This window comes from Rhodococcus sp. (in: high G+C Gram-positive bacteria) (assembly GCF_049299235.1).
Lineage (GTDB): Bacteria > Actinomycetota > Actinomycetes > Mycobacteriales > Mycobacteriaceae > Rhodococcus.
Genome location: NZ_JBAQXC010000225.1, coordinates 1 through 21,311 on the forward strand (window position 1 = coordinate 1; position 21,311 = coordinate 21,311).

A 21,311-nucleotide genomic window follows, 5' to 3' on the forward strand; every position below is an offset into this window, starting at 1 on the left:
ACATCGACGGCCCCCGGCATCCGCCGGGGGCCGTCGGTGTTGTCTCAGTCGGTGTTGTCTCAGTCGGTGTTGTCTCAGTCGGTGTAGTCGTCAGTCGACGGCCAGTGCGGCCTTCTCGAGTTCGGCGATGCTGTAGGCGGAGTACGTCTCGTACTTGCCGCGGCCGGTGAAGTAGGACGAGAGCTGCTCATCGAGTTCGTCCACCGTGAACGCGGACCCTGCTGCGTCGAAACGATTTTCGACTTTCGGCGCCGCCATGAGCGCGACCATCTTGCCGTAGACCACGAACACCTGACCGGTGATCTCGTGGGAGGCGGGGGAGGCCAGGTACGACACGAGCGTTGCGACGCGCTCGGGGGCGAGGGCATCGAGTCCGCCGGTGGCAGCCTCGGCCTCACCGAATGCCTCGGCGGTCATGGCGGTGCGGGCGCGCGGGCAGATCGCGTTGGCGGTGACACCGTAGCGTGCGAGGCCCTGCGCGGTGGACAGGGTCAGCGCGGTGATTCCGGCCTTGGCAGCCGAGTAGTTCGGTTGCCCGGCAGACCCGAAGAGAAACGCCTCGGAGGAGGTGTTGACGACGCGCCCGTAGACCGGGGCACCGGCTGCCTTGCTGGCGTTGCGCCAGTGCACGGCGGCCGCGTGCGAGGTTGCGGCGTGACCCTTCAGGTGAACACGGATCACGTCGTCCCAGTCGGATTCCGACAGGTTGAAGATCATCTTGTCGCGCAGGATTCCGGCGTTGTTGACGAGGATGTCGAGGGAACCGAATGCGCTCACCGCCTCGTCGACGAGGCGCCCTCCGAGTGACCAGTCGGAGACGTCACCGGTCACCGCGACGGCCTGTCCGCCTGCCGCGACGATCTCTTCGGCGACCTCGTGGGCGGCCTGGCCCATGTCGTTGACGACGACGGCGGCACCGGCGGCAGCGAGCCCCAGGGCCTCGGCGCGGCCGAGGCCGGCACCCGCTCCGGTCACGACGGCGGTGCGGCCGGCCAAGCTGACTGATTCACCCATGCGTTGTCTCCTGTGCGTGTGGTTGCCGTCGTCCGTAGCCGAACCGGCAAAATTAGTATTCATTCTAGTTGTGGGCTGAGGGGGATGCCGTGTCGACGCTCATCCCACTCATCGGGAGTGGTGGATGTCACGACATGCACTGATGGCACCGTGTCGAAAGAGTACTTACTACTGCGTCAGAAGGAAGCTCGATGTCGATGAATCTCGCCGACCTTTTCGAGGCGATCGCGGACACCATTCCCGATCGTGTCGCGATCATCTGCGGGGAGAATCGTCTCACCTACCGCGAACTGGACGCGGCATCCAACCGGGTCGCCCATCACCTCGCCGGTGCGGGTATCACCGCCGGTGAACACGTCGGTCTGTACATGCGTAACAGCACCGAGTATGTCGAAGCGCTTCTGGCGATCCTGAAGGTCCGGGCCGTCCCGATCAACATCAACTACCGCTATGTCGATGCCGAGCTGGCCTACCTGTTCTCCAATGCCGAACTCGCCGGCGTGTTCGTCGACGGCGAGTTCGCGCCGACGACCGCCGCAGTGCTGCCGCGCACGCCGACGGTCCGGCACATCGTCACGGTGGGAGCGCACGCGGACGTCGACTGGGGAACCGCGACGACTGTCGATTTCCACCGGGCCGCCGCCGCGGAATCCGTCGAGCGCGACTTCCCGGAGCGCAGCGGCGACGACCAGTTCATCATCTACACCGGCGGCACCACCGGCATGCCCAAGGGCGTGATGTGGCGTGCCGAGGACTTCTTCTACGCGGCGATGGCGGGCGGCAACCCGATGGGCGATCCGCACCCCGATATCGCATCGGTCACGGCGCAGGCCTCGAACATGCCCGAGATGACCTGGATGCTGACCGCACCGCTCATGCACGGCGCGGCGATGTACAGCATGTTCAGTGCCTTCTGCCTCGGTACCTCGCAGGTCGTGGTGCCCGCGTTCGAACCGAAGGAAGTGCTCTCGCTCATCGAACGCGAACGGGTCATGACGATGACGATCGTCGGCGACGCGATGGCCCGCCCGCTCGTCGATGCGATCACCGAGCACGGCTCCGAATTCGACCTGAGCTCGCTGTTCGTCGTCGGATCCGGTGGGGCGCTGTTCTCCAAGAACGTGCGTGAGCAACTTGCGGCGCTCCTGCCGAATCTGCTGATCCGTGACGGTTTCGGGTCGTCGGAGTCCGGTATCGACGGTGACCTCGCCATCGGCGAGGACGGTCTGATGCGGATCGCCCCCAAGCCGAACGTCAAGGTGGTGGACGAGCGGATGCAGCCGATCGAACCCGGCTCCGGGGAGATCGGTTACATTGCCCGCGCCGGCCACGTGCCGCTCGGCTACTGGGGCGACGCGGAGAAGACCGCGGCGACGTTCCCCGTCATCGACGGCGTGCGGATGTCGATCCTCAGCGACATGGCCCGCGTCGAGGAGGACGGGACGATCGTGCTGCTCGGCCGCGGCTCGATGTGCATCAACACCGGCGGTGAGAAGGTGTATCCCGAAGAGGTCGAGATGGCCATCAAGAGCCACCCGGCGGTGATGGACGTGCTGGTCGCCGGCGTCGAGGACGAGCGTTTCGGGCAGCGTGTCGGCGCGGTCGTCCAGCCGCGCGAGGGCCACGAGGTACCCGAACTCGACGACCTCATTGCCCACGTCGCCGACCGGATCGCCCGCTACAAGGCTCCTCGGATGCTCGTCGGCGTCGACACGATCGTGCGGTCTCCCGCGGGCAAGGCCGACTACCGTTGGGCGCGCGCAACACTCGAATCGGAGAAGTAGACGACGCGAACGGGCGTGATCGCAGGTGGCGAACCACCGGTGATCACGCCCGTTCTGCATTCCCCGGTATCAGTTTCCCCGGTATCAGTTTCCGCGGTACCAGCGAGTCGGCCGCGAAATATGCTGCTCGGTAGAAGTTTTCGGTGTCGTCGTCGAGGTTTTGACGCCAGTGGCGCACCGTCGAGACGTACACGGCCCCGACCATCTGCGCCAGGAACGGCAGCGGGTAGTCGGTGCGGACCTCGCCGCGTTCGATTCCGGGTTCGAGAATTCGCAGCATCTGGTCCTCGAACTGCCGGGTGCGTTCGGCGCTGGTGGACGGGGTGACCAGGTCACGTTCGATTTCACCGGTGAACGCACGCATGTACTCGGAATGTCTGCGTGATTCGCGCGCGAAGTCGTCGAAGACAGCGACGATTCGTTCCGCCGTGGCGAGGGGGCGCGTGAGCAGGTCGTCGATCAGAGCCGCCAGTGCGTCCATATGACTCGCGTGCAGTGCGACGATCAGGTCGTCCTTGCTCGGGAAGTAGTTGAACACCGTCGCGCGGGACACACCGGCCAGGTCGGCGATGTCCTCGATGGTTGCCCCGGCGGCTCCCCGCTCGGCGAACAGGTGCCGGGTCGCATCCAGCAGCCGCAGTCGGGTCTGCTGCTTGTTGCGTTCGCGGCGTCCGAGTGTCGTGTGCTCACTCATGCTCTCTCCCCAATTCTTTTCGCCGGGCACCTCGTTCGGGCGGGGCGCGGCGCTGTTGCCAGGGTAGAAGGCGCAACCCGTCCCCGTCCGCAGGTAGGCAGATCTCGTGTCCCTGGTTGGCCGGAGCCGAAACCGGCAGCAACGTCCGGACGAACATGTTCCCAAAACTTGGACTAGCGTCTATCTTTAGCTTCGGTGTTCCGGGGATGTGTGAAATTGTGGCGCGTGTCGAGTCGATATGCCCACAGCGCATGACGTGTCGTGAGAGGCGCCCCGGAGATCCGCAGAGCCGCTGAGATCGCTTCGCAGACAACGGGAGGTATCTGGATGACCACAGAGAATGTGGTGCCGGAAGGCGCGGAACAAGAAATCAAGACGACCGAGACCGACCTGGACACACTGCGCGAGCAGTTGCAGGGCTGGCTCGGTGACCGACTCGAGGCCGACACTCCACCGCGCGTGTACAACGTGGACCGCCCCGGACACTCGGGTATGTCGAGCATCTCGGTTCTCTTCGACCTCGACTGGACTCACGGCGGACACGAACACACCGCGAAGCTCGTGGTCCGGCTCGCTCCCGAGGAAGACTCGTTCCCGGTGTTCCCCGGCTACGACCTGCAGGGGCAATTCGACGTCATGGCCGCTGTCCGTGACCATGGCAGTGTCCCGGTTCCGAACGTCCGGTGGGTCGAGCCGTCCACCGAACCGCTCGGCCGCCCATTCCTCGTGATGGACCGAGCCGAAGGTAATGTGCCGGTGGACAACCCGCCGTACGTCTTCGCCGGATGGCTGCACGACGCCGACGACGACACCCGTGCGGCAGTGCAGCGCACGAGCGTGCAGATCATCGCCGACATCCACGCGATCGCAGATCCCGCGTCGAAACTCCCGGGTCTGGCCGCAGCCGACGACCGGTCGGACCTGCGCAGGCACTTCGACGGCGAGCGCGCCTACTACGAATGGACTCGCCGCGACGACGGGCTGCGCATCCCGGTGCTGGAGCGCGCGTTCGAATGGCTCGAAGCCAACTGGCCGGCCGAGCCGTCCGAGAGCGTGCTGTGCTGGGGGGATTCGCGCATCGGCAACATCATGTACGACGGCACCGATGCCGCTGCGGTACTCGACTGGGAATCGGCGGCGCTCGCACCCCGCGAACTGGACCTCGGCTGGTTCATCTTCTTCCACCGCATGTTCCAGGACATCGCCGTCCAGTTCTCGATGCCGGGCCTGCCGAACTTCCTTCGCCGCGCGGACGTCGTCGCCGAGTACGAGAAGATCTCCGGCGTCGAGGTTCGCGACCTCGACTTCTACCTGGTGTATGCCGCGCTGCGGCACGGCATCGTGATGTCTCAGATCATGCGTCGGCGCGTGCACTTCGGTGAGATGGAAGCCCCCGCCGACCTCGACGACTACGTGCTCCACCGGAGCATGCTCACGGACCTGCTCGACGATTCGTACGATTGGGAGAAATAGCCGATGAAACCAGTTCAGCTCGACGAATTTCCGGTGCATCAGTCGCCGCTGTCGATGGCACGGGTGTCGTCTACGGACCGGAACTTCTACGACCGCAACTACTTCAACGCGCACGACCGCACCGGGGAAATCTTCTTGATCTCCGGTTTCGGTGTCTACCCGAACCTGAGTGTCACCGACGCGTTCGTCACCGTGCGGCACGGTGACTCCCAGGTTGCGGTGCGGTTCTCGGACGCGCTCGAAGAGCGTTCGATGGAGAGCGTGGTCGGCGGCTACCGACTCGAAGTCATCGAGCCGCTGCAGAAGATCCGGATGATCTGCGAGCACGACGAGTTGTCGTGCGACATCACGTGGGACGGCTCGTTCCCCGCGGTGCTCGAGGAAGCGCACATCCTGATGTCCGGTCCGCGTCCGATCCTCGACGCGTCGCGGTTCGCGCAGGTCGGCACGTGGTCCGGCACGGTGACCGTGCAGGGCAAGGACTTCGCGGTCGATCCCGAGACCTGGCTGGGTACCCGTGACCGTTCGTGGGGGATCCGTCCGGTCGGCGAAGCGGACCCGCAGGGCCGCTGGACGTACGAGAATCGGGGCGGCCACTACTGGACGTACGTCCCGCTGCGCTTCGACGACTTCGCGCTGATGGTGATCGTGCAGGAATCCCAGGACGGGCACCGCACCCTCAACCACGCGACCCGCGTGTTCCCCGACGGCCGCGTCGAGCAGCTCGGCTGGCCGCGCGTCGAGGTGAACTACCGCAGCGGCACCCGGCATCCGGAGTCCGCGCGTCTGCACCTGACGACGCCGAAGGGCGAGCCGCTCGTCGTGGACGTCGAGAATCTCGGCTTCATTTCGCTCAGTCACGGCGCCGGTTACGGCGGCGACCCGGAGTGGACGCACGGCGAATGGCGTGGCGAGAACTGGTCGTCGTCGTCCGTGGTCGACACCACCAGCCCGGATTTCCTCGGCCGGCTGGCATTTTCGACCATCGATCACGTCGCGAAGGCGACCATCGACGGGCAGGTCGGCTGGGGAATGTTCGAGCACGCGGTCATGGGACGTCATGACCCGTCGGGCTTCACCGGCTGGCTCGATATGGCTCCGTAAGCAGCCGAAACCGACGGACCTCGAGGGAACTCCTCGGGGTCCGTCAGTCGTCCGTGGCCGTCGCGGCCAGTGCCGGGGCGATGAACGTCCGGTGCACGTAGGCGCCGAAGCCACCGTCGACGGGAACATCCGCACCGCTGATCCACGTCGACTCGGACGATGCGAGGAACAGCAGGGCGTCGGCGATCTCGTCGGCGCGGCCGTGGCGCCCGGCCCAGGCCGCCGCTCCGTCGATGACCGCGGCGCCCATGGTGGCGGTGAAGTCGGTCAGCAAGGGTGTGCCGACGGTACCGGGGGAGACGCTGTTCGAGCGCAGGCCGAGGGCTTTGCCTTCGACGGCGAGATTGCCCGCCCAGATGATCGCTGCTTCCTTGGACAAGCTGTAGCAGGCCCCGTCGATACCGGGGTAGTCGGCGAACGAGTCGAGCGCGGTATCCCAGTCGTCGATCGCGAGGAAGTCGTTGAGCAGGCTGTAGTGCTGTTGCCACATGAACCCGGCCTGCGACGCGGTTGTGACAACCGTGGCGTCGGGAGCGAATTTCGGTTGCAGGGCCCGCGTGAGGTCGCGCGGGGCGAGGGCGTTGATCGACAGGACGGTGCGCCACGGCAGTGTCGCGGCAACGCCGGCATTGTTGACGAGCGAGTGGACGGGGCCGGTGATCTGCTCGGCGATCGCGAGGACTCCGTCCCGTGTCGACAGGTCGCCCAGCACCATCTGTGCGACGGCGTCGTCGCTGCCCCGGACACGGTCGACGCCGATGACGGTGGCGTTCCGCGCGGCGAGTTTGGTGACGGTCGCGGCGCCGACGCCGGACGAGCATCCGGTGACGACGACGGTCTTGCCGGAGAAGTCGGGCATGAGGTACTCCTCGCTGGTACCGGGCATTCCCGACGGCCGGTTGCGCCGGGGGTGCGTGCACGCTACCAACACTCATCGGAAATCTCGGTAAATTCGTACAGTGCCACAAGAGATCTCGCCGACGTCGGGAGGTGCCGGACGCCGCTCTCACTGACCGGAACGCGGGTATCGCTCCGAAGCGTGGGATGGGACGATATCCGTTCGATTTCGTCCGGAGTAGAGGAGGGGGCGGGCGATGCCGCGACTGGCGAGCGCACGCGACGCTGCCGAACCTTGTTCGGAGGATCAGCGCGCGCGACACGCCCGGATCTTGCGGGCGGCGGCGCAACTCGGCGCGGAAAACGATCTCGAACGCGTCCAGATGCTGGAAGTGGCGAAGCTGGCCGGGGTGGCCATCGGCACTCTGTACCGCTACTTTCCGTCCAAGACGCACCTGTTCGTTGCCGTCATGGTCGACCAGATCGACCGGATGGGGACGTCGCTCTCGCGGCGTTCGCACGGTCAGGCGTCGGGTTCGGCGGCGGTGTACGACGCACTGCTGGAAGCCACCCGAGCCCTGTTGCGCACTCCGCTGCTGGCGACAGCGATGATCCAGTCCGCTGCGACGTCGAACGCGGCGTCGATTCCCGATGTCGCGAAGATCGACCGGCAGTTCCAACGGCTCCTTCTCGACGCCGCCGGGATCGACGTGCCCACCGCGCGGGACGTCACGGCGTTGCGGCTGGTCGTGGCCTTGTGGTTCGGTCTCGTGCAATCCGCGCTGAACGGTCGTACGTCCATTCCGGAGATCGAGTCCGATCTGCGGGTCGCCTGTGGAAAGTTGCTCGACGACCTGGCTGTCGCTTCGTCCTGACCGTTCCGCCTCGATCGTCCACGCAGGTTGTGCGGCGGTGTGCCAGGTTCGGTCCCGCTCGGTGGGACTGGCCGGAACCCGGTCCGTCCACCGAAATAGAATAAATTTCAGTATTCGGGGTCGTGTGAGGGAGTGGGCATGAGCAAAGTCGTCATCGTCGAGGCCGCACGAACGCCGATCGGGCGCCGGCGCGGACAACTGTCCGGGGTTCACCCCGCAGTGCTGCTGGGCGCCGCGCAGCAGGCGCTCCTCGAGCGCACCGGCCTGCCCGCCGACCGGATCGGCCAGCTCGTCGGAGGCGTCGTCACCCAGGCGGGCGAACAGTCCAACAACGTCACCCGGCAGGCGTGGCTGCACGCGGGTCTCCCGTACCGGACTGCCGCGACCACCATCGACTGTGCGTGCGGCTCCTCCCAACAGGCGGTTCACATGGTCGCCGGCCTCATCGCGTCCGGGCAGATCGACGCGGGCATCGGTTGCGGCGTCGAGGTGATGAGCCGGGTGTTCCTCGGCCAGGCCAACGCGCCCGGCACCGGCAACCCGTACCCGGACGACTGGACCATCGAGATGGGCGACCAATTCACCTCCGCCGAACGCATCGCCGCCCACCGCGGAATCAAACGCGGCGACGTCGACGCGTTCGGGCTGGAATCGCAGCGTCGCGCCGCCGCGGCATGGAGTGAGGGCCGGTTCGACCGCGAGATCGTTTCGGTCGACGCACCCGTCGTCACCAAGGACGGAGTCCCCACCGGTGAGGTCGCGACCGTCACCCGCGACGGAGGCCTCCGCGACACCACCGCCGAAGGACTGGCGGGACTCGCACCGGTCATCGACGGCGGCATCCACACCGCGGGCAACTCGTCGCAGGTCAGCGACGGCGCGGCCGCGGTCCTGCTGATGAGCGAGGACACGGCGCGCGAAGCCGGACTGCGTCCACGCGCCCGGATCCTCGCGTCCACCCTGGTCGGCTCGGACCCGTACTACCACCTCGACGGCCCGATCGACTCCACCAGGGACGTGTTGGAACGCACCGGAATGTCGTTGTCGGACATCGATCTCGTCGAGATCAACGAGGCATTCGCGTCGGTCGTGCTGTCCTGGGCTCAGGTACTCGACGCCGACATGAGCAAGGTCAACGTCAACGGCGGCGCCATCGCACTCGGCCATCCGGTCGGGTCCACCGGCGCCCGCCTCATCACCAGTGCCCTGCACGAACTCGAGCGCTCCGACCGCTCGACCGCGCTGATCACCATGTGCGCGGGTGGAGCGCTCTCCACCGCCACCGTCATCGAGCGCATCTAGACCGCTGCGCCCCCGCCGCCCCCATCCGAGCGAATGTATCGCTCGCTTCATCAGATCGACCGAACGATACATTCGCTCGGAAGAACGGGCGGCGAAAATCCCATACGTTTCCGATCGAAGGGCCCGCTCATGACCATTGGACTCAGTGACGAGGACCGCGAACTCCGCGATTCCGTGCGCGGTTGGGCCGCGCGGCACGCGACCCCCGCGGTGATCCGCGCCGCCGTCGACGCGAAAACCGAGACGCGCCCCGACTACTGGGGTTCGCTCGCCGAACTCGGCATGCTCGGACTGCACCTTCCCGAAGAGGTCGGCGGCGCAGGCTTCGGGCTGCTCGAAACCGCGATCGTCGCCGAGGAACTCGGGCGTTCGATGGTGCCCGGACCGTTCCTGCCGACCGTGATCGTGTCCGCAGTCCTGCACGCGGCCGGCCGTACCGACGAACTGGCGGCACTGGCCGACGGCTCGTCGTTCGGAGCCCTCGCCCTGCAACCCGGCGGTCTGCGGATCACCCGCGACGACGCCGTCGCCACCCTGTCCGGCACCTCGAACTTCGTGCTCGGCGGGCAGATCGGCGACATCTTCCTCCTCGCCGCCGACGACGCAGGCGCGCTCGCGTTCGTCACCGTGCGCCGCGACCGACTCGAGATCACCGATCTGCCGAGCCACGACATGGTCCGACGCAACGCGGAGATCACTGTCGACGGTCTGGTCCTCGACGCCGGTGACGTGCTGGAACTCGACGCGCAGCGGGTGCTCGATCTCGCCGCGACCCTGTTCGCGGCCGAATCTGCCGGTATCGCCGAGTGGGCCACCGCGACCGCCGCCGACTACGCGCGGGTCCGGCAGCAGTTCGGCCGGGTCGTCGGCCAGTTCCAGGGTGTCAAGCACAAGGCCGCGCGGATGCTGAGCCAGACCGAACAGGCACGTGTCACCGCATGGGACGCCGCACGGGCGCTCGGTGAAGACGTTCCCGCCGACGAGTCGTCGTTGGCCGCCGCCGTTGCCGCCGCCGTCGCACCGGAGGCCGCGTTCCAGGTCGCCAAGGACTGCATCCAGATTCTCGGTGGCATCGGCTACACCTGGGAGCACGACGCGCACCTGTATCTTCGACGAGCGCAGTCGCTGCGAATCCTGTTGGGCTCCACCGCATCGTGGCGGCAGCGGGTCGCGGGTCTGACCCTGGCCGGTGTCCGCCGTGTGCTCAGCGTCGAACTGCCGCCGGAAGCCGAGCAGATCCGCGCGGACATCCGCGCCGAGCTGGCGCAGGCGACCGAACTGTCGGGGACCGAGCAGAAGACCTACCTCGCGGAGCAGGGCTACACCGCACCACACCTGCCCGGCCCGTGGGGCAAGGGCGCCGACGCCGTCACCCAACTGGTGATCGCGGAGGAACTGCGGACCGCCGACCTGAAGCCGCACGACATGATCATCGGCAACTGGGTGGTGCCCACCCTGATCACGCACGGCAACGCCGACCAGTTGCAACGCTACGTCCCGGAGTCGCTGCGCGGCGACATCGTGTGGTGCCAGCTGTTCTCCGAGCCGGGCGCGGGCTCGGACCTCGCCGGCCTGACCACCAAGGCCGTCAAGGTCGACGGCGGATGGAAACTGCAGGGCCAGAAGGTGTGGACATCGATGGCCAGGGAAGCGGACTGGGGGATCTGCCTTGCCCGCACCGACGCCGACGTGCCCAAGCACAAGGGTCTGTCGTACTTTCTGATCGACATGAAGAACACCGAGGGCCTCGACATCCGCCCACTGCGGGAGATCACCGGCGAGGCACTGTTCAACGAGGTGTTCTTCGACGATGTGTTCGTCCCCGACAACTGCCTCGTCGGGGAACCGGGCGACGGCTGGAAGCTGGCCCGCACCACCCTCGCCAACGAACGGGTCTCGTTGTCCCACGACTCGTCGCTCGGCTCCGGCGGTGAGGCACTGCTCGATCTCGCCGCCGAATTCCCCGGCGGGGTCGACGCCGAGCAGCTCACGGTTCTGGGTAAGGTGCTGTGCGACGCGCAGTCCGGCGGTCTCCTCGGATTGCGGACCACGCTGCGGTCGCTGACCGGCGCACAGCCGGGCGCGGAGTCGTCGATTGCGAAACTGCTCGGCGTCGAGCACGTGCAGCAGGTGTGGGAAGTCGCGATGGACTGGGGTGGACCGGGCTCGCTGCTCGGTGAGCAGAGCCGCCGGTCGGCAACGCAGATGTTCCTCAACTCGCAGTGCCTGTCCATCGCGGGAGGAACCACGAACGTCCAGTTGAACATCATCGGCGAGCGGATCCTGGGTCTGCCGCGCGATCCCGAACCCGGAAAGTGAACCGTACAGCGATGAACCGTACATTTGTGGTCGGCGTCGGCATGACCGAATTCGTGAAGATCGAGTCGCGGGACTGGGAGTTCCCCGACATGGTCACCGAAGCGGTGGGCAAGGCACTCGCGGACGCCGGCCTGAAATACTCGCAAATTCAGCGCGCCGCAGCAGGTTACGTGTTCGGCGCGTCCACCGCCGGGCAGCGTGCCCTCTACGAAACCGGCTTGACCGGAATTCCGATCGTCAACGTCAACAACAATTGCGCCACCGGGTCGACCGCGCTGATGATGGCCCGAGAATGGGTGCAGGGCGGATTCGTCGACTGCGCGTTGGCCGTCGGGTTCGAGAAGATGACCAAGACGTCGATGACCGGCACCGGAGAGATGCCGAAGGTCACGACCCTCGACGATCACCTGAAGATCATGGTCGAGAAGTTCGGCTGGGCGGGCGGGCCGATGACCGCGCAACTGTTCGGCAATGCTGCCGTCGAGCACATGGAACGGTTCGGTACCACCGCAGAGCAGATCGCCGCGGTCGCAGTGAAAAACCACAAGCATTCGGTGAACAATCCGTACGCGCAGTTCCAGAACGAATACACCCTCGACCAGGTATTGGGCGACAAGATGATTCACACGCCGCTCACCCGGTCGCAGTGCTCGCCGACCTCCGATGGCGCCGGCGCCGCAATCGTGGTGAGCGAAAAGTTCGTTCGTGAGCACGGACTCGAAGACCGGGCCATCGAGATCGTCGCACAGGCATTGACCACCGACAGCGCCGAGGCGTTCGCGCAGAAGTCGATGATCGACGTCGTCGGCGCCCCGATGACCAAGGCCGCTGCCGAGTCGGTGTTCGCGCAGTCCGGGCTGACGATCGACGACGTGGACGTCGTCGAACTGCACGACTGCTTCGCGATCAACGAAATCATCACCTACGAGGGACTGGGTATGTGCGCGCCCGGCGGTGGCGGCGCCCTCGTCGAGTCCGGTGCCACCACCTACGGCGGCCGGTGGGTGGTCAACCCGTCCGGTGGACTCATCTCGAAGGGACATCCGCTCGGCGCGACCGGTCTCGCGCAGTGCGCGGAGCTCAACTGGCAACTGCGCGGCATTGCCGGCCCCCGCCAGGTCGACGGCGCGACCATTGCGCTGCAACACAATCTGGGTCCCGGTGGTGCGTGCGTCGTCACGCTGTACCGATCCGGAACCCTGTCGGAGGAGTCGTAGCAGCGATGCCGATCGACGTGACCGCGGCGCCGACTGCCGCACCGATTCGTGACGTGATGGAGGCCCGGTGAAGGTCGATCCGGAAACACAGCCCACCGTCGGCAGGTCCCCGGACGGCACCGTCCTGACGTCGGCGCCGCAGGACACCCCCGTCGACCGGGCGAGCGCCGCGGCCCGGCGCATCGTCAACGCGTTGCTGCGCACCGACCGGACCAACGCGAACCTCGAACGGGTCGCCGAGGAACTCGACAACATCGCCGAGCACCTCGAGGAACACGCCCCGGACGTCGCGGAGCGGCTGATCGACATGTGGCACGGCGAGGGTGTGACCCGGCACGACCCGGTGTGCGGCCCGGAAAACGCGGTCGCTCCGCCGCTGGTCCTGTCCGGCCGCGACGACGGTTCGGTCGACGGTGTCGTCACCCTGACTCTGCCCTATCAGGGGCCGCCCGGACACGTGCACGGCGGGGTGTCCGCGTTGCTGCTCGATCACACGCTCGGGGTTGCGAACGCGTGGGCCGGACGCAGCGGCGCGACCGCGCAACTGAACGTGCGCTACCACCGTCCGACACCACTGTTCGAGCCGCTCACGGTGCGTGGCCGGCTCGAATCGCAGGACGGCCGCAAGATCAACACGGTCGGCGATATCAGTACCGCAGACGGCACGATCTGTGTGTCCGTGGAGGCCCTGTTCGTCGACAAGACAATTCCGCGCCCCCGATAACACCGGATCTTGCTCCGACGCCGGCGGCGGATTTGCCGCCGGCGTCAGGGCTCGCTCTTGATCCGCTCGGCGCCGGTGTAGATGTTCATGGTGCCGCCGCGCAGGAACCCGACGAGTGTCAGGCCGGCGTTCGCGGCCAGATCCACCGCCAGCGACGACGGTGCGGATACCGCCCCGAGCACCGGGATTCCGGCCATCACGGACTTCTGGGCGAGTTCGAACGAGGCGCGACCACTGACGATGAGCATCGTGTCGGACAGCGGTACCCGATTCTCGGTCAGCGCCCACCCGAGCACCTTGTCGACGGCGTTGTGCCGGCCGACGTCCTCGCGTAACACGAGTAGCGCCCCGTCCGGGGTGAACAGGCCCGCGGCGTGAAGACCGCCGGTGGTGTCGAAGATCTTCTGCTGCCTGCGCAGGGCGTCGGGCATCGACGCGAGCGCATCGACGGTCACCTCGACCGCATTGGACCCGAGCGGAAAGCGGGTGCGGGTCCGGACCTGCTCGAGTGACTGCTTTCCGCACACACCGCATGCCGATGTCGTGGGGAATGCGCGGATGCCCGCGCCGTCCGGGACGGCGACACCGGCGGCGAGTGCGACGTCGAGCACGTTGTAGGTGTTCGCGCCGGACTCGTCGACGCCGTTGCAGTACCGGACGGTGACGATGTCGTCACGGTGCCCGATGATGCCTTCGCTGAGCAGAAACCCGTGCACGAGTTCGACATCGTGGCCGGGGGTGCGCATCGTGACCGTCAACGACCGGCCGCCGAGCCGAATCTCGAGGGGTTCCTCGACGGCGAGGGTGTCGGGCCGGCGGGCCCGGCCCTCCGGGGTGATCCGCAGGACCGGCCGCCGCGCGGTGACCCGGCCCATCAGAGCCCTCCGGGCTTCTCGAGTCGGATGGTGATCGCCTTGGACACCGGGGTGTTCGACTTGTCCGCGACGTGGTCGAGCGGCACCAGCGGATTCGTCTCCGGGTAGTAGGCGGCGGCATTGCCGCGCGGTGTGCTGTACGGGACGATGCGGAAATCGTGGACCCGTCGTTCCTCGACGGCGCCGTCCGCCGTTGTCCACTCGGAGATCAGATCGACGAGATCGCCGTCGGCGAAGCCGAGTTCGGTGATGTCCGCGGGATGCAGGAAGATCACCTTGCGGCCGTTCTTGACACCGCGGTACCGGTCGTCGAGGCCGTAGATGGTGGTGTTGTACTGGTCGTGGCTGCGCAGGGTCTGCAGGATCACCCGTCCGGGCGGGGTCCGCACCCATTCGAGGGGGTTGACCGCGAAGTTGGCTTTGCCGGTGTGGGTGGTGAATTCGCGTGAATCCCGTGGCGGGTGCGGCAATTGGAATCCGTCGGGACGACGCACCCGCGTGTTGTAGTCCTCGCAGCCCGGGACGACCCGCGCGATCGAGTCGCGGATCAGGTCGTAGTTTCCTTCGAATGCCTTCCAGCGCACCGGATGTTCGGCGTCGAACAGTTCTCGCGCGAGCCCGCATACGATGGCGACCTCACTGCGCAGGTGATCGGAGACCGGATGCAGCCTACCGCGAGACAGGTGCACCATCGACATCGAATCCTCTACCGACACAACTTGTTTGCCGGATTCTTGGACGTCGAGGTCGGTGCGGCCGAGAGTCGGCAGGATCAGGGCGGTGTGCCCGTGCACCACGTGGCTGCGGTTGAGTTTCGTGGACACCTGGACGGTCATCTCGCAGTTGCGCAGCGCAGTCTCGGTCGCGGCGGTGTCGGGGGTCGCGGAGACGAAGTTGCCGCCCATCGCCATGAAGAACGAGGCGTGGCCGTCGCGCATCGCCCGGATCGCGTCGACGGTGTCGTAGCCGTGACGGCGGGGGCTGACGATTCCGAATTCGGTGTCGAGTGCCGCGAGGAACTCCTCGGGCATCTTCTCCCAGATGCCCATAGTGCGGTCGCCCTGTACATTCGAGTGCCCACGTACCGGGCAGACGCCGGCACCCGGCTTGCCGATCATGCCGCGGGCGAGCAGCACGTTGACGGCTTCGGCGATCGTCGCGACCGCATGGGTGTGCTGGGTCAGGCCCATCGCCCAGCAGATCACGGTACCCGTCGACGAGATGAGATCAGCTGCGAGAGAACGTAATTGCTGCTCGGTCACGCCGGTGGCTTCGAGTACTTCGTCGAGATCGACCGCACGGATGTGCTTTTCGTAGTCGTCGAACCCGGCGCAGTGCCGGTCGACGAACGCGCGGTCGACGACGGTGCCGGGTACGGCGTCCTCGGCCTCGAAGAGGAGCCGGCCCAACCCTTGGAACAGCGCCATGTCGCCGCCGAGCCGGATTTGGACGAATTCGTCGGCGATGTCGGTACCGTGACCGAGTACCCCGTTGACCTTCTGTGGATCCTTGAATCGGCGGAGCCCGGCCTCGGGGAGCGGGTTGATCGCGATGATCTTCGCGCCGTTGCCCTTGGCCTTCTCCAGCGTCGAGAGCATCCGCGGATGATTCGTGCCGGGGTTCTGTCCCGCGATGAGGATCAGGTCGGCCTGCTCGAGATCGGGCACCGTCACCGAGCCCTTGCCGATGCCGATCGAGTCGACGAGCGCGCTGCCGGACGATTCGTGGCACATGTTCGAGCAATCCGGCATGTTGTTGGTGCCGTAGCTGCGGATGAGCAGCTGGTAGAGGAACGCGGCCTCGTTGCTGGTGCGGCCGGAGGTGTAGAAGACGGCGTCGTCGGGCGACGGCAGCGACCGCAAGTGTTCGGCGATCATCTCGAACGCGTCGTCCCAGGAGATCGGGAGGTAATGGCTCTGGTCCGGGCGCAGCACCATCGGGTGGGTGATCCGGCCCTGCTGTCCGAGCCAGTATTCGGTCATGCCCGCGAGTTCGGTGACCGAATGCTGCGCGAAGAACTCGGGGGTCACGGTACGTAGGGTCGCTTCTTCGGCGACCGCCTTCGCGCCGTTCTCGCAGAACTCGGCGGGTTTGCGATGCCCCGGCGTCTCCGGCCAGGCACAGCCGGGGCAGTCGAATCCGTGCCGCTGGTTGAGGCGGGTGAGCGTCGCGGCGGTGCGTGTCACGCCCATCTGTTCGTACGCGCGGTGCAGCGATACCAGGACCGCGGGCACCCCGGCCGCGTGGTCCTTCGCACCGGTGACCGAGAGCGCCGATTCGTCGATGTCGTCCACGGGTGCCTTTTTCGCCATGTGTCCATAGTGGCCTGCACCACTGCTGTTCGGCCACCCGGGTGTGTAACGAGAAGTTCACCGCGGGCGCCGCCGCGTTTTACACGACCCGTTCACTCTGAGGGGACGGTGATGAACGACATAAGACATTCGCCGATAGATGTCGAGGGATTTCCCCTCCGGACCGGACAAGGTGGACACGTATGGAAGAGGCAATCGCTGCCGCCGACACTGCCTGGGTTCTCGCGGCATTCACGGCGGTCGCACTCATGGTTCCGGGGCTCGCGCTGTTCTACGGCGGCATGCTCGGAGTCAAGAGCGCACTCAACATGATCATGATGGTGCTCGGGGGCTTCGCAGTCGCCGGCGTGGTGTGGGTCTTCTTCGGCCCGGCCGCGGTCCTCGGCGACAGCGTCGGTGGCCTCGGACTCATCGGCAACCCGTTCACCGACATCGGCCTCGGGTCGCTACTCGAACCGGACCCGGCCGGCGGCATCCCGGCCGCACTCATCGCGGCATTCCACCTGCTCTTCGCGGGTATCACCGTCGCGATCATCGCCGGCGGGGTCGCCGACCGCATGAAATTCTCCGCGTGGATGGCGTTCTCCGCGATCTGGGTGGTGCTCGTGTACTTCCCGGTCGCACACTGGGTGTTCGCATTCGACGACGAAGATGCCGGTACCACGGGCGGATGGATTGCCAACACGCTCGGCGCCCACGACTTCGCCGGCGGCACCGCTGTGCACATGAACGCCGGTGTGGCAGCCCTGGCCCTCGCCGTAGCCCTGGGCAAACGGCGCGGCTTTCCGCACGTCGCCCGGCCGCACAGCCTGCCCCTCGTGGTTCTCGGCGGCGGCATCCTCATGTTCGGCTGGTTCGGCTTCAACGGAGGTTCGGCGGGTGGGGCCAACCACACCGCGGGCGTCGTCGTCCTCAACACGTTGATCGCCGCGGTGGCGGGCCTGCTCGGCTGGCTGCTCGTCGAGCGCATCCGCGAAAAGCACGCGACCACCCTGGGTGCGATTTCCGGCACGATCGCCGCGCTCGTCGGTATCACCCCCGCCGCGAGCCTGGTGTCCCCGCTCGGGGCGCTGCTCATCGGATTCGTCGCCGGCGCGGTGTGCTTCCTGACCGTGAGCCTGAAATTCAAGCTGGGCTACGACGATTCGCTCGACGTCGTCGCCATTCACCTCATGGGCGGTGTCGTCGGCACCACCCTCATCGCCTTCGTCGCGACGGCGGCTGCTCCGGCCGGCGTCGACGGCTTGTTCTTCGGTGGCGGCATCGACTTCCTCGGCCGCCAGGTCGTCGCAATGGCCGCTGTGTTCGCCTACAGTTTCGCGGTCACCTGGCTGATCGCGAAGGCCCTCGACAAGACGATCGGCCTTCGAGTCGACAAGGAAACCGAGATCACCGGCATCGACGTCCCGGTCCACGGCGAAACGGCCTACGTCATGGACAGTTTCAGCTCGGGAACGCCGTCCAAGTTGCGACCGGAGGACTTCGCACCCGATCGTGAGGTGGTCGTCCCCGGAACGAAGTAGGTCGAACGGCCGGTGCGGGTCCCCTGTCGTCGCGCAACCGCGGCGGGAGGGGACCCACACCGTTTCGGCCCCGGCGCGGTGATCGGACGGGCATAATCGGACGGCAGTCGACGAGGAGTCCCCATGAGCGCACCGGGCACCGAACCACTGGCCGGAAAAACCATGATCATGTCGGGTGGCAGCCGCGGCATCGGCCTGGCGATCGCCCTGCGTGCGGCGCAGGACGGTGCGAATATCACGCTGATCGCCAAGACCGACACCCCGAACCCGAAGTTGCCGGGCACGATTCATACCGCGGCCACCGAACTCGAGCAGGCGGGCGGCACGGTGCTTCCGTTCGTGGGGGATGTGCGTGACGACGGTGCGGTAGCGGAGGCGGTGCGCCGGACCGTCGACCAATTCGGGGGCATCGACATCGTCGTGAACAATGCGTCGGCGATCGACCTGTCCTCGACCGACCGGATCGCGATGAAGAAATACGACCTCATGCAGGACATCAACTGTCGCGGAACGTTTCTGCTCTCGAAGTCGGCGATCCCGTCCCTGCGGAAATCCGCGGACGCCGGCCGCAACCCGCATATCCTGACACTGTCGCCGCCCTTGAATCTGTCACCCAAATGGGCAGGTGGGGCGCTGGCGTACACCATCGCGAAATACGGTATGAGCTTGACGACGCTCGGCCTCGCAGAGGAGCTGAAAGGCGACGGCATCGGTGTGAACTCGCTGTGGCCACGCACCACGATCGCGACCGCCGCAGTGCGCAATGTGCTCGGCGGTGAGCAGATGGCCAACGCGTCCCGCACACCTGAGATCTATGCGGATGCGGCATACCTGGTACTGACCTCTCCCAGCACGGAAGCCACCGGAAACTTCTATATCGACGACGAAGTGCTCGCCGCCGCCGGAATCACCGATCTCGACCGATATCGAGCAGGCGACGGCGACGGGGAGTTGCAACTCGACCTGTTCCTGGATTGAGCACCGGTTCTGGGCCGGATACCGGTTCGGGAGATGCCGCGCGGCGCTAATCCTGGTGGTTGTCGGGATACGCGGTAACAGCGAGGAACCGGATGGGCAGGGCCACCAGCGCATTCGGGCCGTGCAGACCCTCGCCGTCGAGGAGCAACGCGTCCCCCGGCTGAAGGTGGTACTCGGATTCGCCGTGACCGTAGATCATCTCGCCCTCGAGCATGTACAGCAGTTCGGTACCGGGATGCTGGAACAAGGGGAACGCCTCGCTCGCGTCGGTCAGTGTGACCAGGACGGGTTCGAGGCGTTTGTGCTGTCCGCGCAGGCCGCCGAGAAGTTCGTAGTGGTGACCGACGCGGGTTCCGCGGCCGACGATTTCGGCACCGGTTCCGGCCTTGACGAACACTGCCTCGCGGTGGGTGTCGGCGCCACGGAACAAGGAGGTCACCGGCACGTCGAGTCCGGCGGCGAGACGTGCGAGGGTCGACAGGCTGCACGAGGTCTGAGCGTTCTCGATCTTCGAGAGCATCGCCTTGGAGATGCCGACCTTGGCGGCCATGTCGCCGACGGACAGCCCACTGGCCAGCCGCAACTTGCGGACTTGCCCGGCGATGGCACGTTCGAGATCGACCCCGGTGGGGCTGTTGCGGGGAACTTCGCGTCCGGAACCGTCACGCAGGACAGGCCGATCGGGGCTGCTCATGGCGCTCAGCCTAACCGACCGTCCACTGTTGGTGGACGGTCGGGCGCGACGGTAATCGAGCGAATGTATCGCCCGGTCGATTGATTGGAGTGAGCGATAAATTCGCTCGGGAACGGGGTGGGCGCTACTGCGGGTGGCCGAGGGCAGCAAAAACCGAGCGAATGTACCACTCAGTCGATTGACCGGAGCCAGCGATACATTCGCTCGGGAGGGGGAGCGGGAGGCTTGGGGGACGGGGTCAGAAGCTCGTGCGGCCGGGGATCCAGTCGGTGCCGGCGAGCGGGACCCGGGCCATCGCGGCGGATTCGATGGTCAGGGCGACGAGGTCCTGCGGCTCGAGGTTGCGCAGGTGCGACTTGCCGCAGGCCCGGGCGATCGTCTGGGCCTCCATCGTCAGGACCCGCAGGTAGTTCGCCAGCCGGCGGCCGCCCTCGACCGGGTCGAAGCGGGCCTGGAGTTCGGGGTCCTGGGTCGTGATGCCCGCCGGGTCCTTGCCGTCCTGGAAGTCGTCGTAGAAGCCGGCGGCCGAACCGAGGCGGGCGTACTCGTCCTGATATTTCGGATCGTTGTCGCCCAGTGCGATCAGTGCGGCGGTGCCGATCGCGACGGCGTCGGCACCGAGAGCCATCGCCTTGGCGACGTCGGCGCCGGACCGGATGCCACCGGACACGATCAGTTGCACGCCACCGGGGGTGCGGTGCACACCCATTTCCTGCAGTGCCTGCACCGCCTGGGGAATCGCGGCGAGGGTCGGGATGCCCACATGTTCGATGAATACGTCCTGCGTCGCGGCGGTTCCGCCCTGCATGCCGTCGACGACGACGACATCGGCGCCCGCTTTGACGGCCAGCTTGACGTCGTAGTAGGTGCGGGTTGCGCCGACCTTGATGTAGACGGGTTTCTCCCAGCCGGTGATCTCACGCAATTCGATGATCTTGATGGCGAGGTCGTCGGGGCCGGTCCAGTCCGGGTGCCGGCACGCCGAGCGTTGGTCGATGCCGACCGGGAGGGTACGCATCCCGGCGACCCGCTCGGTGATCTTCTGTCCCAGGAGCATGCCGCCGCCACCCGGCTTCGCGCCCTGACCGAGCACGATCTCGATGGCATCGGCCTTGCGCAGATCGTCGGGATTCATGCCGTATCGTGACGGAAGATACTGGTACACCAAGTTTTTGGACTGTCCGCGTTCCTCGGGTGTCATGCCGCCGTCGCCGGTGGTCGTCGACGTTCCCACCTCGCTTGCGCCCCGCCCGAGTGCCTCCTTGGCCCGGCCCGACAGCGCACCGAAGCTCATGCCCGCGATGGTGACCGGAATGTCCAGGTGCAGAGGATATTTGGCATTCCGATCACCGAGGACGACATCGGTGTCGCACTTCTCGCGATATCCCTCCAGCGGATAACGCGACATCGACGAACCGAGGAACAGCAGATCGTCGAAGTGCGGGAGCGCGCGCTTGGCACCCCAGCCTCGGATGTCGTAGATGCCGGTCTCGGCGGCGCGCTGGATTTCGTGGATGACACCGCGGTCGAACGTGGCCGATTCGCGAAGTCCGGGCGAGAACGTGGTCATGGGAATATCTCCTCGG

Annotated in this window: 17 protein-coding genes; 10 read left to right on the forward strand and 7 right to left on the reverse strand. The window is 66.5% G+C overall.

Features of this window, described 5'->3' with window-relative positions; translation table 11 throughout:
- Window positions 1-90 precede the first annotated feature (90 nt).
- Entirely contained in the window at window positions 91-1,014 is a 924-nt protein-coding gene (locus tag WAX14_RS12935) for a 3-oxoacyl-ACP reductase (RefSeq protein ID WP_422628463.1), read from the reverse strand.
- Between the two features lie 191 nt (window positions 1,015-1,205).
- Between WAX14_RS12935 and WAX14_RS12940 the strand changes: the two genes are divergently transcribed.
- Window positions 1,206-2,798 (forward strand): acyl-CoA synthetase, encoded by a 1,593-nt coding sequence (locus tag WAX14_RS12940; RefSeq protein ID WP_422628464.1) that lies wholly within the window; start codon window positions 1,206-1,208, stop codon window positions 2,796-2,798.
- A 43-nt stretch (window positions 2,799-2,841) separates the two neighbouring features.
- Here WAX14_RS12940 and WAX14_RS12945 read toward each other — a convergent pair whose 3' ends face one another.
- Window positions 2,842-3,492, reverse strand: coding sequence for a TetR/AcrR family transcriptional regulator (locus WAX14_RS12945; RefSeq protein WP_422628465.1), 651 nt, complete (start codon window positions 3,490-3,492; stop codon window positions 2,842-2,844).
- Window positions 3,493-3,819: 327 nt separating this feature from the next.
- Between WAX14_RS12945 and WAX14_RS12950 the strand changes: the two genes are divergently transcribed.
- The gene (locus WAX14_RS12950; protein ID WP_422628466.1) at window positions 3,820-4,965 is read left to right on the forward strand and encodes a phosphotransferase; all 1,146 of its coding nucleotides are present in this window, start codon (window positions 3,820-3,822) and stop codon (window positions 4,963-4,965) included.
- Between the two features lie 3 nt (window positions 4,966-4,968).
- On the forward strand, window positions 4,969-6,069 hold the full coding sequence (locus WAX14_RS12955) for a DUF7064 domain-containing protein (RefSeq protein WP_422628467.1): 1,101 nt from the start codon (window positions 4,969-4,971) through the stop codon (window positions 6,067-6,069).
- Window positions 6,070-6,112: 43 nt separating this feature from the next.
- On the opposite strand, the gene WAX14_RS12960 is transcribed toward WAX14_RS12955, so the two are convergent.
- On the reverse strand, window positions 6,113-6,928 hold the full coding sequence (locus tag WAX14_RS12960) for an SDR family oxidoreductase (RefSeq protein WP_422628468.1): 816 nt from the start codon (window positions 6,926-6,928) through the stop codon (window positions 6,113-6,115).
- Window positions 6,929-7,163: 235 nt separating this feature from the next.
- Between WAX14_RS12960 and WAX14_RS12965 the strand changes: the two genes are divergently transcribed.
- The 5 genes from WAX14_RS12965 to WAX14_RS12985 all read left to right on the forward strand — a co-directional run bounded on the left by WAX14_RS12965 (window position 7,164) and on the right by WAX14_RS12985 (window position 13,343).
- Window positions 7,164-7,781 carry a TetR family transcriptional regulator gene (locus WAX14_RS12965; protein WP_422628469.1) on the forward strand — a complete coding sequence of 206 codons (618 nt, stop codon included), beginning with the start codon at window positions 7,164-7,166 and terminating at the stop codon, window positions 7,779-7,781.
- A 138-nt stretch (window positions 7,782-7,919) separates the two neighbouring features.
- The gene (locus WAX14_RS12970; RefSeq protein ID WP_422628470.1) at window positions 7,920-9,083 is read left to right on the forward strand and encodes a steroid 3-ketoacyl-CoA thiolase; all 1,164 of its coding nucleotides are present in this window, start codon (window positions 7,920-7,922) and stop codon (window positions 9,081-9,083) included.
- 129 nt (window positions 9,084-9,212) lie between these two features.
- Window positions 9,213-11,402, forward strand: a complete 2,190-nt coding sequence (locus WAX14_RS12975) for an acyl-CoA dehydrogenase (protein ID WP_422628471.1) — start codon at window positions 9,213-9,215, stop codon at window positions 11,400-11,402.
- Between the two features lie 11 nt (window positions 11,403-11,413).
- The gene (locus WAX14_RS12980; protein WP_422628472.1) at window positions 11,414-12,619 is read left to right on the forward strand and encodes a lipid-transfer protein; all 1,206 of its coding nucleotides are present in this window, start codon (window positions 11,414-11,416) and stop codon (window positions 12,617-12,619) included.
- Window positions 12,620-12,686: 67 nt separating this feature from the next.
- Complete coding sequence (locus tag WAX14_RS12985) at window positions 12,687-13,343, forward strand: PaaI family thioesterase (protein WP_422628473.1); 657 nt, start codon at window positions 12,687-12,689, stop codon at window positions 13,341-13,343.
- 44 nt (window positions 13,344-13,387) lie between these two features.
- Here WAX14_RS12985 and fdhD read toward each other — a convergent pair whose 3' ends face one another.
- Both fdhD and WAX14_RS12995 read right to left on the reverse strand, forming a co-directional pair.
- Window positions 13,388-14,218 carry a formate dehydrogenase accessory sulfurtransferase FdhD gene (gene fdhD / locus WAX14_RS12990; RefSeq protein ID WP_422628474.1) on the reverse strand — a complete coding sequence of 277 codons (831 nt, stop codon included), beginning with the start codon at window positions 14,216-14,218 and terminating at the stop codon, window positions 13,388-13,390.
- A complete protein-coding gene (locus WAX14_RS12995) occupies window positions 14,218-16,530 on the reverse strand; it encodes an FdhF/YdeP family oxidoreductase (RefSeq protein WP_422628475.1) in 2,313 nt (770 codons plus the stop codon). Before WAX14_RS12995 ends, fdhD begins: the two co-directional genes overlap by 1 nt.
- A 182-nt stretch (window positions 16,531-16,712) precedes the next feature.
- Between WAX14_RS12995 and WAX14_RS13000 the strand changes: the two genes are divergently transcribed.
- Together WAX14_RS13000 and WAX14_RS13005 are read left to right on the forward strand one after the other, a co-directional pair.
- On the forward strand, window positions 16,713-18,053 hold the full coding sequence (locus tag WAX14_RS13000; protein ID WP_422628476.1) for an ammonium transporter: 1,341 nt from the start codon (window positions 16,713-16,715) through the stop codon (window positions 18,051-18,053).
- Window positions 18,054-18,176: 123 nt separating this feature from the next.
- Window positions 18,177-19,031 carry an SDR family oxidoreductase gene (locus WAX14_RS13005; protein ID WP_422628477.1) on the forward strand — a complete coding sequence of 285 codons (855 nt, stop codon included), beginning with the start codon at window positions 18,177-18,179 and terminating at the stop codon, window positions 19,029-19,031.
- Window positions 19,032-19,077: 46 nt separating this feature from the next.
- Here the strand turns inward: WAX14_RS13005 and WAX14_RS13010 are convergent, their stop codons facing one another.
- Window positions 19,078-19,725 (reverse strand): helix-turn-helix domain-containing protein, encoded by a 648-nt coding sequence (locus WAX14_RS13010; RefSeq protein ID WP_422628478.1) that lies wholly within the window; start codon window positions 19,723-19,725, stop codon window positions 19,078-19,080.
- A 238-nt stretch (window positions 19,726-19,963) separates the two neighbouring features.
- Window positions 19,964-21,295, reverse strand: a complete 1,332-nt coding sequence (locus tag WAX14_RS13015) for an FMN-binding glutamate synthase family protein (RefSeq protein WP_422628479.1) — start codon at window positions 21,293-21,295, stop codon at window positions 19,964-19,966.
- Window positions 21,296-21,311: the final 16 nt, after the last annotated feature.